Annotated in this window: 11 protein-coding genes; all 11 read right to left on the bottom strand. The window is 69.4% G+C overall.

What is annotated here, in order from left to right:
* Positions 1–11: 11 nt before the first annotated feature.
* The 11 genes from E5A74_RS02210 to E5A74_RS02255 are packed head-to-tail and all read right to left on the bottom strand — an operon-like array spanning position 12 to position 13478.
* The gene (locus E5A74_RS02210; RefSeq protein WP_135982394.1) at positions 12–1250 is read right to left on the bottom strand and encodes a hypothetical protein; all 1239 of its coding nucleotides are present in this window, start codon (positions 1248–1250) and stop codon (positions 12–14) included.
* Between the two features lie 3 nt (positions 1251–1253).
* Positions 1254–2933, bottom strand: a complete 1680-nt coding sequence (locus E5A74_RS21190; protein WP_166745569.1) for a hypothetical protein — start codon at positions 2931–2933, stop codon at positions 1254–1256.
* Between the two features lie 33 nt (positions 2934–2966).
* On the bottom strand, positions 2967–5573 hold the full coding sequence (locus tag E5A74_RS02220; protein ID WP_135982396.1) for a phage tail protein: 2607 nt from the start codon (positions 5571–5573) through the stop codon (positions 2967–2969).
* A complete protein-coding gene (locus E5A74_RS02225; RefSeq protein ID WP_135982398.1) occupies positions 5573–7852 on the bottom strand; it encodes a baseplate J/gp47 family protein in 2280 nt (759 codons plus the stop codon). The genes E5A74_RS02220 and E5A74_RS02225 overlap by 1 nt, the downstream gene beginning before the upstream one ends.
* The gene (locus E5A74_RS02230; protein ID WP_135982400.1) at positions 7852–8238 is read right to left on the bottom strand and encodes a GPW/gp25 family protein; all 387 of its coding nucleotides are present in this window, start codon (positions 8236–8238) and stop codon (positions 7852–7854) included. Before E5A74_RS02230 ends, E5A74_RS02225 begins: the two co-directional genes overlap by 1 nt.
* On the bottom strand, positions 8235–10274 hold the full coding sequence (locus tag E5A74_RS02235) for a hypothetical protein (RefSeq protein WP_135982402.1): 2040 nt from the start codon (positions 10272–10274) through the stop codon (positions 8235–8237). Before E5A74_RS02235 ends, E5A74_RS02230 begins: the two co-directional genes overlap by 4 nt.
* Positions 10271–10987: a phage baseplate assembly protein V gene (locus E5A74_RS02240; protein ID WP_135982404.1), complete on the bottom strand. Its 717-nt coding sequence runs from the start codon at positions 10985–10987 to the stop codon at positions 10271–10273. The genes E5A74_RS02235 and E5A74_RS02240 overlap by 4 nt, the downstream gene beginning before the upstream one ends.
* Positions 10987–12060: a phage late control D family protein gene (locus tag E5A74_RS02245; protein ID WP_135982406.1), complete on the bottom strand. Its 1074-nt coding sequence runs from the start codon at positions 12058–12060 to the stop codon at positions 10987–10989. The genes E5A74_RS02240 and E5A74_RS02245 overlap by 1 nt, the downstream gene beginning before the upstream one ends.
* Complete coding sequence (locus tag E5A74_RS20760) at positions 12060–12224, bottom strand: hypothetical protein (protein ID WP_166745570.1); 165 nt, start codon at positions 12222–12224, stop codon at positions 12060–12062. The genes E5A74_RS02245 and E5A74_RS20760 overlap by 1 nt, the downstream gene beginning before the upstream one ends.
* 10 nt (positions 12225–12234) lie before the next feature.
* Positions 12235–13008 (bottom strand): CIS tube protein, encoded by a 774-nt coding sequence (locus E5A74_RS02250; protein WP_135982408.1) that lies wholly within the window; start codon positions 13006–13008, stop codon positions 12235–12237.
* Positions 13005–13478, bottom strand: a complete 474-nt coding sequence (locus E5A74_RS02255; RefSeq protein WP_135982410.1) for a phage tail protein — start codon at positions 13476–13478, stop codon at positions 13005–13007. The genes E5A74_RS02250 and E5A74_RS02255 overlap by 4 nt, the downstream gene beginning before the upstream one ends.

Here is a 13478-nt window from a genome sequence, read left to right on the forward strand (position 1 = left end):
TCGTCGCTCCGTCACGGAATCAGGGGATAATTCGCATAGTTCCAGTAGTTTAGATTGAATCTCGCATCCCCTCTGTAAGGAAGATGCCCGCTGGCGAAGACAAGGATCTCCGCCTCGCCCGCCTTGCGCGTCTGGGCGATGCGATAGAGCCAGATCGCGTGATCGCTGTCGGTGTCGATCACCGGCGCCGCGAAGCTCTCGCGCAGCAGCGGCTCGACTGCGCTGGCATCGATGTGGAGCGGGCCGCGGACGGTCATGCCCTTGAAGAAATCGGCGAGGCGATTGTCGGGCAGCGTCGGGATCAGCCCCACCGGCGGCAGGTAGCGGAACCGGTCCTTCGCGACGAGCAGGTTGATGTCCGACACCTTCATGATCGAGCTGATCTCGTCCTGGAACTGGCGGAACATCGCCCTCCCCACCCCGAGCCGACGCGGCTCGGAGAGCGTGCTGACCACACCTTCGGGATCGCGCAGCCCGATCGGCCGGCGGACGCTCCAGCTGTCGGTGAAGATATGGCCGGCGCTGTTGAACGCGATCAGCGCCAGCGGCACCTCGGCGTCGTCCAGCCCGTGGCCGCGCATCGTCTCGAGCAAGTCGTCGAGCCGCGGTCCGCTGCCGAGCAGGTCGGCGGGCCAATCGGCCAGCACCCCGGCACCGAACGCCTCATAGGCGATGCGATTGCGGAAATCGGGCTGACCCGGATCGGCATCGTGAAGCTCGGGGCGGATCTCGAGCAGCCGGAACTGCACGGCCTCGACCGTGGCGTCGAGCGCGCAGCGCGGGCTGGTATCGCCCATGCCGCTGACCGCCGCCCTGCCCTCGCTGGTGAAGGCGGGCGCGATGGTCAGCAGGTAGAGGCCGGCGCCCGCGACATAGTCGCCGTCGGCAAGCGGCGCGCAGTCGCCGAACAGGCACGCGACATTGTCGGCGCCGGGCGTCGCGGCGCGATCGAGCGCGAGCTGCACCTTGTGCTTGAGGCACAGCACCACGCCTTCCTGGTTGACCGCAGCCCCGGGCTGAACCTCGGCCGCCGGTCGTCCGCCCGGCGCGATATTGCCCTTGAAGACGACCTGCAGCCCGTTCGCGATGCCGTCGCCGAGCGCCAGCCCGATCCGGGCGTCGGCCTCGCGGCGCGCGGCTTGCTCGCGCCCCATGTCGTTGCCGGTCAGCAGGCGGCCGTTGAAGAAGTTGACCGTGCGGATCGCATCCTCTCCGAACGGCTCCTGCAGCGCGACGAAGTCGGTCGCCATGGCTCAGCGCTCCTTCTGGGTCGACGTGAAGTCCGCGATCTGGATCCACATCCGTTCGCCGTCGGAAACCAGCGTCCGCCCTTCGCCGGGAGGTATTTCGAACGACGACAGGAACTCGACCGTGTCGTTGTCGACGGTCTTGAAGTCCATCGGCCCCAGTACCGCGCGGAAGAAGTAGATCCGGCCCAGCCCGACTTCCTTCGCCGGCGGAAGGATCACATGCGCCGGCGCGAAGGTCGCGAAAACATCGAAGCGCTCGTGACCGATCCGGTTGATGTCGATGTCGATCTCCGGCGAGCCGTGCGATACGAAGGTGCGCAGCGTGAACGGGTCCGATGCGCTGCCAGGAGGCCCTTCGGGGCCTTGCGGTCCCTCCGGACCTTGCTGTCCCTCGGGACCCTGTGGTCCAGTCTCCCCCTGCGGTCCCGGCGGGCCTTGTTCGCCGGGCGCACCCGGCTCGCCCGGAGGTCCCGGAGGACCTTCGGGTCCCGGCTCGGGCGGGCTGCCGCCACCTCCGGGCGGTCCGGGAGGCCCCTCGGGCCCCTGCGGCCCGGCGGGGCCTTGCGGTCCGATCGGCCCCTGCGGGCCCATGGGACCCACGCCCCCGGTTTCGCCCTGCGGACCGGCGGGTCCGGGGGGTCCCGGCGGGGGGCTCAGCCATTTTTCGCCCTCGTCGGTCAGGATGCCGAGCGCGGTCTGGACGAGATGCAGCGGCGCGATCAGCGGCCGACGTCCTTCCTCGACGATCACGTCCAGCGCGTCGCCGTTCACACTCCAGCCCGAGGCGGGATCGCCACCGACATGCGCCAGCGGCACCTCAAAAGCGGCGAGCAGCACGCAATCCTGCTCGGTGCCCGCCGGGTCGCTGCAGCGCCGCGCCATCACGCGCGGACGATATTCGGTGATCCACAGCCGATAGGCGAGCTTCAGGAACGCATCGTAATCGTCGATCGCGACGCCGACCGGCAGCGGCGGCAAGGGCGGCGATTCGAGCGGTGGCGAACCGTCCTCGACGTCGCCGGTGATGAAGTCGAGCGCGGTGCGGACGGCATTGGCCCATTCGTCGGGCCCGAGCGGCGGCGAGCCGGGGCCTTCGTCGGCAATGTCATCGAGCCACGCCGAGAAGACGGCGATCGCATCGGCCTCCCATTGCTCGGGCGGATCGAGCCGGAAATCGAGGCAATAATCGTCGGCGATGCGCGAGGGCTGCATCAGCGCCGCTTCGGAACGGCATGGCTCGCCCGGCACTGGCACCGGCGCGATCGCGCAGTCGCGATAGCATAGCGTCAGGTATAGCGTGATCGCCTCGGCGGGGGGCGAGCCGGACACGCGTTCGCCGACGCGCTTGGCATTGTCGGGATCGGACAACCAGCCGTTCAGCGAGCCGCACTGGTCGCGCCCGACGCAGATCAGCCGGCCCGAAGGCGCCGCCGCCGACCCCGCGGTGATATGGACGCGCGGCCCGTTGGTGCCGTCGTCCTCGACCCGCACGGCGAGCCCGCTCGCGGTGCCGTAGCCGATCAGATCGCGCACCATCCATTCGCTGCGCCCGATCAGATAGGCATGTTCCTGGACATAGTCGGCGACGCCGAGGACCATGCCCTTGACGAAGTTGACATGCTGACCGGGATCGGGCGCGCCGATCGCGGGCACGGTCGCAGTGGTGGCGTTACAGCAGCCCATGAGTTGCCTCCGGCGTGGTTTGGGGAGCGCGGCTCAGCATGCTAGCCGCGCGCGGTCAGGAGTGAGGGGAAGCCCGTCGGGGCCGATGAAGCTCTCGCCGATATAGGCCTTGCCGAGGATCGCCGGCGGCAGCAGCTCGGACGCGCGGCTGCCCGCGCCGATCGCGGTGTCGTAGCCGAGCCGCGCCTCGCCGATGCGGTTCATCGCGAAGTAGAAGCGGATGTCGAAGATCGTGTGCGCCGGCTTTTCGAGATCGATGATCCGCCGCGCCAGCGCCTCGCGCCGCTTGAGCGTCTCGGCGTCGGTCGCGTCGGTCGCGGTCACCGGCAGGAGCACCGAGAAACGATGCGCGGTCCGGTCGATCGGCAGCAGTTCCTTCTCGAATTGTTCCCAGTCGGCGCGCGCCGTGAGCGTCGCGAGGCTGGTATCGGCCAGCGCGATCTCGCCGAAGCGCTGCCAGCCGCTGCCATGCGCCTGATTGAGCAGCCGGATCCGGCGATAGCGCCCTTCGAGGAAACGCTGCCACAGCACGCGGTTGTGCGACGCGAGCTCGAGAAACGCCCCCCAATTGGCGGCCTGCGCGCCCGGCACCGACAGCCGCGGCAACGTCGCCATCGGCGAGGCGACGCCGCGCGCCTGCTGGAACGCGATCCAGTTGGCACGCTCGGTGAGCCCCGCGTCATGCGTCGGCGGATCGACCACGCTGCTGCTGTCCCCCGCACCGATCCGCCCCAAAGTCCGCGTGCGATAGCTCTCGACAATGCGGATGGCGCCCTCGCAGCGGCAATCCGCGTCGCTGAACAAGGTCCCGTCGAGCGGCTGGTCGAAGGCGAGCGCCAGCGCGCTCTCGAGCCCGCGCATCGTCCCGCGCCAGCCGAAGAAGCGGATCGCGTGCGCGATGAAGCGCCGTCGCCGCTCCTCGCTCCACGACGGATCGAGCGCGACGTCGAACCACGAGGCAAGCCAGCCGAGCGTCTCGAGCGGCGCGGTACGCGTGTCGAACAGCGTCTGCGCGGTGATCATCCGCCCCTCGATCACGCTGACCGTCCCCTGCATGTTGGCGAGGAAGCGCTCGAGGAAGTCGGCGGGTTCGGGATCCTCGCGATAGAGCGCGGGAAGATAGCGCTCGGCCCAGGAGATGCGCGGCCACGAAGCCCGCAGCGCGCGCAGCCGCGGGCTCGAATCGCCGTCGCTGGCGAGCGTCAGCCGCGCCTCGAGAAAGCGTCCCTCGACGCGCTGGAACAGCAATTCGAAGCTGCCATGCTGGGCAAGCCGATCGGTGGCGACCAAGGCCGCCGCCGAATGGCCGGCGAGTTCGCTGCCCGAGCGCATCAGGATCGGCGACGGCTGGGCCGTCCAGTCGCCGAGCGCGTCGACCGCGTCGCCCGCGCGCGCCTCGACGAGGATCCGCGTTCCCGGCGGAACGCAGCCGTCGAGCCGAAGCCGGTCCCATATCGCGCTCGGCGTGCGGCTATCGAAAACCGGTGTGCGGAAGCTGGCCGTGCCGCGAAATTGCTGGCGCGGCTTCTCGACGACGCGTGGCCAGTTGGGCAGCGGACCGCTGTCATAGCTCGCATTGCCCTCGATCGACACCAGCGCGCGGCCGCCATGGCGCCGCAGCGGGAAGCTCTCGCGGGTCTCGCGCAGCCCCGCTTCCTCGACGCGAAAGGCGCGCAGCTGGTTGCCGGTGGCGTCCGAGACGAGCACCCGCAGCACGCTCTCGCTGCCGCGCAGCAGGACGTTGCCGGCAACCATGTCGTGCGGGACGAAATCGAGCGGCAGCGGCGCGGGGACGGTCCCGTCCTCGCGCCAGAGGTAAAGCGCAGCCGGCGCGCGCGAGAGGATCGCGACCGCGCCCCCGGGCAGCGCCGCGATCGCGATCGGATCGATCGCGGGATCGAGCGCCGTCAGGTCATGCCCTTCCGCCGCCACCGCCGATGCCCGGCTCCGCGGCTCGCCGCTCACCGGCTGGAACAGCTCGGCCACTTTCTCGCCCAGACCACCACCGACGAGCGTGGCGCGCGAGTCGAGCGCGAACAGCCGCTTCGCCGGGCCGTCGAGCAGCCATAGCCCGCTGTCACAGCGCGGCTCGAGATCGGTGACGGTCGGCGCACCTTCGGCCGGCCAGTCGAAATGCAGCGGCGGGCCGCCCGCGACGAGATCGAAGCTGTCGAGTCCGACATCGCTCGCCGCGATCAGCCAGCCATCACCGGTCACCGCCAGCGCGCGATAGGACATGACACGCGGCGCGCGATCGTCATGCGGCACGAACAGCCGCTTCGCCGGCCGCGCCGCGCGCGGATCGGGCCAGAAGCGCGTCACCGAGCCATCGCCACGCGAGCGCACGAACAGCTGCCCGGCTTCGTCGCCGATCCAGTAGACGTTGCCGAACCGGTCGGCCGCCGCAGCCCGACGCACTTCGGGCCCGAGCGGCACTTCCCCCGGCGTAAATGCAAGCGGATCGCGCAGCGGCGCCAGCGTCAGCTCGGCGCGCTCCTCGTCCCAGCCTGGCGCCGTCTCCGGCTGGTCGCCGACGGGCATGTCCCACACCATCTCGAGCGTGGTCGTGTCGTCGACGCGCCCTCGGGCCCAGTCGGCCTCGCCGAGCAGCAGGTGGAAGCGCTGGCCGTCGGCGTTCATCAGCACGTCTCCGCGACGACGGGCACCGGCAGCAGCTGGGTGCCGGTGCCGGGCGCGGGCGACGAGCCGATGTCGCCGCGCAGCAGGCTGATGTCGATCGGATCGCCGCCGACCACCGATATGCCGGCGAGCTCGGGCAGCTCGATGCCGCTGATCGACACGGCGTCGAGCTTGCCGCCGCTGTCGAGCGCCAGCTGGACATCGGCGACCTCGACCACGCCCGGCACGCGCGCCGCCTCGGCCATCAGCGCGCGGGCATGCACCGGCCGTCCGAGCGGCCAGCCGCGCAGGGCGGGGTCGGTCTCGGGCCCGTAAAGCAAGCCCTCGGTGGTCGAGAAGTCGCCGTCCTCGGGCGGCAGCGGACTCAGATAGGCGCGCAGCCGCGTCTTCACGGCATCGGCGACTTCGGCGATCGTGTAGCCACCGCCCACCTCGATCCCGACGGAAACCCAGATCCGCTTGTAGAGCGGCCCGCGCAGCACGAGCTCGGTGGTCACCAGCCGCCGCGGATCGAGATAGGCGCAAAGCGCATCGAGGAACGGCGCGTCGGGACGCGGCGCCGCGGGATAGTCCGGGTCGTAGCGCGGCGCGACGAGCAGCGTCACGACGCCGGGCACCGTGCCGATCGCACCGGGTGCGAGATCGGGATGCCATGCCGCCAGCACGTCGACGCGGCCGATCGAGACGCCGGGCGTGCGCCACGTGATGCTGCGGAAATCGGCCTCGGTAACCAGCCGGTCGCGATGCTGGAGCATCCGCTGGACCTGCTTCTCGCCCGAGCGCACCGTCTCGGCGTCGGTCCCGCCCCAGGTCGCGATCGGATTGGTGCCGGTGAAGCCCTGCGGCGCGAGCGGCCCGACCTTGAGCGCGTTCGGGCCGACATTGCCTTCCTGCCCCTCGCTATAGTCATAGCGGGCGTAGAGCCGGTCGCCCGCCCCCGGCCGCCGCCCCGCCAGTCCGTCGCCGAAGCTGACGATCCCCGCCTCGGCATCGATGCGGAACGCAGTCGCCGGTGCGAGTTGCTGGCTGGCGCCCGGCACGGGCACCTCGGGTGCTGCGGCGAGCAAATCGTCGATCGCGCTCCATTCGGTTTCCTGGCCCTCGGGCGAGATGCTGACGATCGCGACGCTGTTCTCGAGCACCGGCGCCCGCGCGAGTTGGCGCTGCTGATCGGGGCTGCCATCGCCATCGGGAAGGCGTTCGGCGCGGATCGTCTCGAACTGGCGGACTCCGACCGCATTGATCCCCGCCCAGCGCAGCCGCACCTCGGCGGCAGACGAGGCGCGCACCCGGATCCAGGTGACCAGCGTCTCGGCGATGGCGCTGTCGTCGATCGCGGGGGGCAGCTCGCCCACCCCGGCCTCGAACGGATCGAGATTGTTCCACAGCTTGAGCGCATCGGCCTCGGGCAGGCCGATCTCGACCACACCCACCTCGCGCGACGGATCGAAATCGGCGCGGGCATTGAGCGCGCGCCAGTCGGGAGCCGGCCGGCCGTTGACGAACAGCAGCTCGCCATTCGCCGCGGGACGGGCGATGTCGTAGCGCAGCAGATCGGCGGGCGCGGTGGTCGCGCCGCCGACGGGCAGAACCTGCTGCTCGACATCCTCGGCGGGCGCGAGACCGAGCGAAAGGCTGCGCCCGGCAATCGCCTCGCGGACCAGCCTGGTGGGATCCTCGGCCGCGCCCAGATGCTCCTTCCGGGCGACCAGCGCGATCCACAAGGTCCGGTCGATCGTCTCGGCGAGGTCGAGCGGACCTTGGGCGGGGTCGAACGGCGCGCTCTGGTAGAGCGTCAGATTGGGCGGCAGCGTCGCGCCGTACGAGGCGTAGAGCAGCTCATAATATTGGCGCAGCTCCGGCGTCGGATTGGTCACCGGCCGCTTGACGAACAGCTTCGCCTCGACCGGCAGCACGTCGAGCCCGGTCACCGTGCGGAACGGCATCGGGCCGGCGAGCAGCTCGAAATCGCGCTGGAAGGTCTGGGTGGCGAGGTCACCCTTCTCGTTGCGGAACGAGACCAGCCCGCGCGCCTCGCTCGCCGTGCGCAGCGGGATGCCGAGCAGCTTGAGGAACTTGGCGCGGTTGCGCTCGGGGATCTGGTTTGCCCGATAGATCAGATTCTCGGTCAGGAAGGCGAATAGCTGGACGATCGTGACGCCGGGATCGGACGGATTGAAATTGGTCCATTCGGGCGTGTGGACGGGGACGCGGGCCAGCGTCTCCTCGACCAGCGCGCGATAATCGCGATCGTCGATACGGGGCGCAGGCAGCGGCATCAGCTTCTCCCCAGCGGAATCGAGACGCTCGTGCGCTCGGCCGCGCCGGTCGCGACGAGGCGATAGGCGATGGTGGCGAGCGCGGCGGTGGCGTCGGTGGGATCCGGCGTCACATCGACGCCGTCGAGCGCGATGCGCGGCTCCCATTGGCGCAGCGCATCCTCGATCGAGGCGGCGATGCGGACATGCGTGGCAGGGTTGTTCGGCTCGAAGAGGTAGCGCCCCAGGCCCGCCCCGAAATCGGCGAGCTGGATGCGCTCGCCGGCCTCGGTCTTGAGGATGATCGCGATCGACTCGCGGACATTGGTCTCGCCCTCGGACCAGCGCATCCGCCCGTCGGGCCCGACGCGCGGCGGGAATCCGAGGCTCTTTCCGAACGGGCTCATGACTGCGCCTTGAATTTGGGGATCGGGAAGCAGGCGATGAACCACGGCACCCAGCGGAAGATGAAATCGAGCAGGAACACGATGATGATCAGCAGGATCAGCGCGCAGAGCGTGATGATCGGGATCGACAGCGAGCAGATCATCCCGATCTCGAGATCGTTGTTCTTGCAGCCGCCGCCGTCGCCGACCTTGATGTCCTTGTGGAAGGGCCAGGGCAGGACCTGGAGCACCAGATCGATGAACCCGAGCCCCTTGGCGCGCTGGACCTGCCCGCACAGCATGTCCGACATCACGAACGCCGCGCCGCGGCCGTGCTTGCGCAGCCCTGACGGGCTGGTGTCCGACGGCAGGGTGATCGTGATCGGCCGCACCGGCGCTTCGGGATCGAAGAAGCTGGCGAGCCGGAAACGCTCGGTCGGCGACGACAGCGTCGGCGGATGCAGCGGCCCGCAATCGGCGTTCATGTGGACCATGCGGATGACGAACAGGCCCTGATCGCCGGCGGTCTTGATCAGCACGTCGCGCAGCTTCATCGCATGCGGTATCGGCTGCGCGTCGGATTCGTCATTGGCTGGCAGCGCACGGGCGAGCAGCGCAGTGAACCGGTCGAGCTTCTCGACTGCGACCGTGGCGTCGGGGCTATCGCTGGGCTCGGTGATCACGCTGCCGTCGTTGGCGGGCGGGTCGAGCGTGGAACTGAACGGATCGCCGCCTGCGAGCACGGTCTTGTACGGCCCGTCGGTCGTCGCCGCCGACGCCTTGTTGGGCGGCGCCTGCATTCCGACCAGCTGGAAATGGAAGCTGGGCCAGCTGGCGTCGGCCAGGGTGGTTTCGTTATAATGCGTCGACGCGGCGTCGAGCTGTTCCTCGAACTCGCGGATGTGGAGCAGCGCATCGCGCATCGACGGCGCCTTGGTCTTCCCCGCCGGCGGCGGCGGTCCGCCCGAGGTGAGCGTGTTGAGCGCCCGCCACGCCGCCTGCTCGGCGGTGCTCAGATTGGGTGGCAGCGTCGTCGCGGACAGCGCCGCGCTCAGTCGGGGAACCCGATCGTCGAGCCACTTGCGCAGATCGAGCAGCAGCAGCCATGACTGGTGCTGATACTGGTAATTATAGTCGCGGACGCGATTGGCGCGGTCGGTGTCGTCCTCTTCCGAGTCCGGCGTTTTGGTGACGAACTCTTGCGCGGCCTTGAGCGCGGCGCGGACCAACGCCTTCCACGGCTCGACCACTTCGATCCGGAGCTGCGCGGTGCGCGCGACGGTGGTGTTGGGCTTGGCTGGGGGGGCGCCCGGCTTGAGCGAGGCCATCTGCCCCGCCGCGAGCGACACCGCGGTCGTCGCCACGGTCTTGCCGAGATATTCCTCGCGGCGCGCGACCGGCACCATGCCGGCCCAGATCGTCCGCGGCTTGCCCGCCTCGTCGCGATGCTGGAGCGGGAAGAGCGGCAATTGCTCCTCGCCCGGCGCCAGATCGGTGCCCGCGGCGACGCGCTGCCAGCGCGCCTCGTCACCCTCGCGGACATAGGCATATTCGACCAGATCGGCGGGGTCCGCCGCGGTGCTTCCCGTATCGGAGAGCAGCCGCCGCAGGACGAAGCCGACCGTCTCGTGCCCGCCCTCGACTGCGCGTTCGGGCAGGCCGGGGATCTGGCAGGCGAGCGTGCCGGCGACGAGATAATAGCGCTGGTGCGCCGGCTGGTAGAGCTTGAGCGGCTTGTTCGCCGGCGCCGCAGGCGGCGGTGCCGAGGGCGCCGACCGCCAGAAACGCCTGCGCTTGGCCTCCTTTATCGGCGCGGGCAGCGGCACGCGCACGATCGGGTCCTTGAGGTCGACCGCAAGCGGCGGGTCGCGCCACGTCTCGTACCTCGCGATCCGATCGGAGATGCGCGCCGGCTCCTCCGCCAGCGTCGCGAGAAGTTGCTCCATGAAGTCGTCGCTGGCGAAGCGCAGCAATTGCGGGCGCGCCGCGAATGGCGTGGTCCCCCGCCAGAGCGGCCGCGGCGCCTGCCACGTGACCTGATGCGCGACCGCGCTCACCAGATATTTCCCGCGCCGGGGGTGTAGGTGCTCGAGATCACGGTGTTCGAGATCAGCGTGTCGCACTTCACGATGCCCGAGAAGGTCGACATGCCGGCATCGACCTTGACCATGCCGGCCGAGACCGCGACCTGCGCGGCGTTGACGGTGACTTTCGCCGCGGCGGTGACGGTGATGCCCGAAGTCTCGAGCTTGACCGAATTGCCGTTCGAATCCTCGATGGTGACGGCGCCAGGGCCGTCCTTCATCGTCAGCTTCTGTCCGCCCGGGGTCTCGAGCTTGAGCGTCTCCTGCCCGCTCTGATCGTCGAGCGTGATCTTCACGCCGTTGCGGCTGCGGATGACCTTGAGGTTGTTGCCGCTCGCCATCGATTGCGGTGGCTTGTCCCTGCCGTTCCACAGGCCGCCGAGAACATAGGGGCGCCGCGGATCGCCATGCTCGAACGCGACGAGCACTTCGTCGCCGACATCGGGGATGAACCAGCTGCCGCGATTGTCTCCGGCGAACAGCGTCGCCATCCGCGCCCACGCCGCATAGCCGTCGCCGCCACCCGCGTCCGGGGCCCAGTCGAGCTTGATCTTGACCCGACCCTGACCGTCGGGGTCGTCGATGTCAGTGACGGTGGCGGGGACGACGCCGTACCAGCGCCCGCCCCAGCCGTCGCTCTGGCGTTCGTGGAATTGCGCTTCGCCGCGATCGAGATCGAGCAGCATCACGGTGTCCCCAATCCGGCACGCTCGCAGCGGAATTCGCTGCGCATGCCCATTGCCTGATCGAAGCGGTGGGTGACCGCGGTGGCGCGATAATCGCCGTCGAACAGCTTGCCGAGGCCGGTGAGGGCGAGTGTCGCGCCCACCCGGATCGCCGCCTTGCTCTCGGCGACCCCGTCCCCGGTGACGAAGCGCCGCGCCATGTGACGGAAGCTCGCCTCCGCCACCGCCCGCGCCTCGGCGTCGTCGCGCGGCAGCGCATGCGCGATCGTGTCGACGCGCTCGCCAAAGGCGGACTTGAGGATCGTGGCGCCGCCGTCGTTCGACCCGGTCTCGCCCGACACGGCACCGTCGGTTGCCTTGTGGCTGGCGACCTTCTTGTCGGCGACGTTCCAGCCGCTCGCGACGATCGCGGTGCGCTGGCCGGCCAGATCGGCCTCGACATGGAATTCGCGCAGCGACCCGGCCCAGCGCAGCTCGACCTTGTCGGCCGGGCGCAGCCTGGCGAGGTGGAGCTCGCTCCCCTGCACCCACAGCAGCGCGTCCTCGCGCCGGGCGAGATCGTGGAGCAGCGCGAGATCGCTCTGGTTGACCTGCGCGATGCAGAGCTGGCTCGCCCCCTGAAGGTCGATCTTCGGCGTCAGGCCATGGTCGGATGCGATCTTGCGGGCGACATCGACGATCGACTGGCGCTCGAAGCTGCGCGTCCGCCGCGTCATTCGCAGATCCTGCAGCCGATCCTCGATCAGCACCCCGATCGTCGGCGGCGCGCCGTCGGCGAAATCGGCGGTGATCGCGCTGATCTTGCCTTCGAACAGCAGATCGTCGCCGAGCTTGACCTTGACCGGCTTGCCGAACTCGATCGTCTTGCGGTCGAAATGCTGGAAGCCCGGCGTGTCACCGCCGCCCCAGTTGCCGAACACCAGTTCCGCGCGCGCCATCCCCTCGACGCTGTCGGCGAGCTCCATCGTGATCAGCGCCGATTCGAGCTTGTCGACGCGCACGCCATCGAACTCGAAGGTCGGGCGCGCCGGCCGCATCGGCAGCGGCGTCACGTTGGAGGCGGCGACCGGCATCAGTGCGCCCTCAGCCGCGCGTGGCGGCGGACGATGCGGTCCAGCGGCGGCCTGAGCTGGGCGGGCTCGATCTTCTGCGGCGCGCCGCCGGCCTCGCCCTTGTCGTCCTGCTTCTCCTGGCCCGGCGCGGAGACCGCTTCGAACTCGTTGATGACGACGGCCATTGCCCGCTCCTCAATTGATCTTGACCGACGCGCTCGCCGAGAATTTCGGCGGCGTGATCGACGGTGGCTGGATGTTGGCCCCGGCCGAGAAGCCGATCCCCGCGCCCGCGCCGGCGCGCACGTCGATCAGCTGCCCCGGCGACAGCCGCAGCGGGTCCTCGATGCCGTTCGCGGCGGCCATGCCCTTCCAGTCGGACTGGCCGTTCTTGGCCGCCATGCTCTGCGCGGTGTCGCCCTGCTTGGCCTGCGACATCGGCTTCTGGCCGGGCGACGACGGCACCTTGCCGTCGCCCTTGAACTCCGAGGTCAGGATCTTCTGCTGGCCGATCGTCAGCGACACCTGCGCGCGCAGCGGCTTGCCGTCAGTCCCGAAGAATTCGAGGCTCTCCTCGAGCCCTTCGACGATCCCGTCGAACAGGAACGATCCCCAGACGAACCGCGTCGCCGGCGGCACCATCTTCTTCGCGTCGGCCTTGTCCGGAGTCGGCGTCATGAAGAAGATCACCTTCTGGGTGAGGCGCCGGACGTCGTCGACCGCATCCTCGGTCATCGCGGTGACGTCGAACCAGAGGGTCAGCGCGAGTTTGGTCGTGCCCGCGCCGACGAATTGCCGCCCGGTATTGCCCGCCGCCTGATCGCCGCCCTGCGGCTGGACCAGCTGGTTGGCGAAGGTGACCTTCAGCGTCTCGGGATTGAACTGGACGCTGACCTTCTCGCCGCCCGGCTTCTCCTTCTTGAAGTCGTCGTCGAGCTGGATCAGCTGGGCTTTGGCGAGCTCGGTCATGCCGCGGCCTTTCCGGGCACGAATTTGAGCGTCTCATAGGCGATCTGGAGTTCCTCGATCGCCACGGCGGAGCCCGTCGAACTGAGCGTCGGCGCCTTCATCTTGATCGGCACGCAGCGCGAGAGCTGGAAGCGTGCGCGCTCGCTCGCGTCAGGGCCGAGGATCACCACCTCGGCATCGGCCCGCAGCCGCGGATCGGCGACCGAATCCTCGAACCATTTCCAAAGGTCGAAATTCTCGGTCATGCCGCGCTTGAGCGTGAGGTTCGAATAGGCCACTGCGCCATTGACGCGGATCGCGCGGTTGTTGGCGCCGCCTTCCTTGATGGTCTTGACGTCCATCGTCATCTCGAGCCCGTCGCAGTCCGAGAAGGCGGCCTCGACGAGCGGCTTGCCCTCGCCGGCCCGCATGATCTCGACCGCGAAATTGAAGGCCATGAAGGGCCAGGGCCGCGGCTTTTCGTCGGGCAT

The organism is Sphingomonas naasensis, assembly GCF_004792695.1.
GTDB classification, from domain to species: Bacteria; Pseudomonadota; Alphaproteobacteria; order Sphingomonadales; family Sphingomonadaceae; genus Sphingomonas; species Sphingomonas naasensis.

Coding starts and splice junctions, on each gene's coding strand:
- E5A74_RS02210 (WP_135982394.1), bottom strand. CDS start 1,250: ATGGCGACCGACTTCGTCGCGCTGCAGGAGCCGTTCGGAGAGGATGCG.
- E5A74_RS21190 (WP_166745569.1), bottom strand. CDS start 2,933: ATGGGCTGCTGTAACGCCACCACTGCGACCGTGCCCGCGATCGGCGCG.
- E5A74_RS02220 (WP_135982396.1), bottom strand. CDS start 5,573: ATGAACGCCGACGGCCAGCGCTTCCACCTGCTGCTCGGCGAGGCCGAC.
- E5A74_RS02225 (WP_135982398.1), bottom strand. CDS start 7,852: ATGCCGCTGCCTGCGCCCCGTATCGACGATCGCGATTATCGCGCGCTG.
- E5A74_RS02230 (WP_135982400.1), bottom strand. CDS start 8,238: ATGAGCCCGTTCGGAAAGAGCCTCGGATTCCCGCCGCGCGTCGGGCCC.
- E5A74_RS02240 (WP_135982404.1), bottom strand. CDS start 10,987: ATGCTGCTCGATCTCGATCGCGGCGAAGCGCAATTCCACGAACGCCAG.
- E5A74_RS02245 (WP_135982406.1), bottom strand. CDS start 12,060: ATGCCGGTCGCCGCCTCCAACGTGACGCCGCTGCCGATGCGGCCGGCG.
- E5A74_RS20760 (WP_166745570.1), bottom strand. CDS start 12,224: ATGGCCGTCGTCATCAACGAGTTCGAAGCGGTCTCCGCGCCGGGCCAG.
- E5A74_RS02250 (WP_135982408.1), bottom strand. CDS start 13,008: ATGACCGAGCTCGCCAAAGCCCAGCTGATCCAGCTCGACGACGACTTC.
- E5A74_RS02255 (WP_135982410.1), bottom strand. CDS start 13,478: ATGCCCGACGAAAAGCCGCGGCCCTGGCCCTTCATGGCCTTCAATTTC.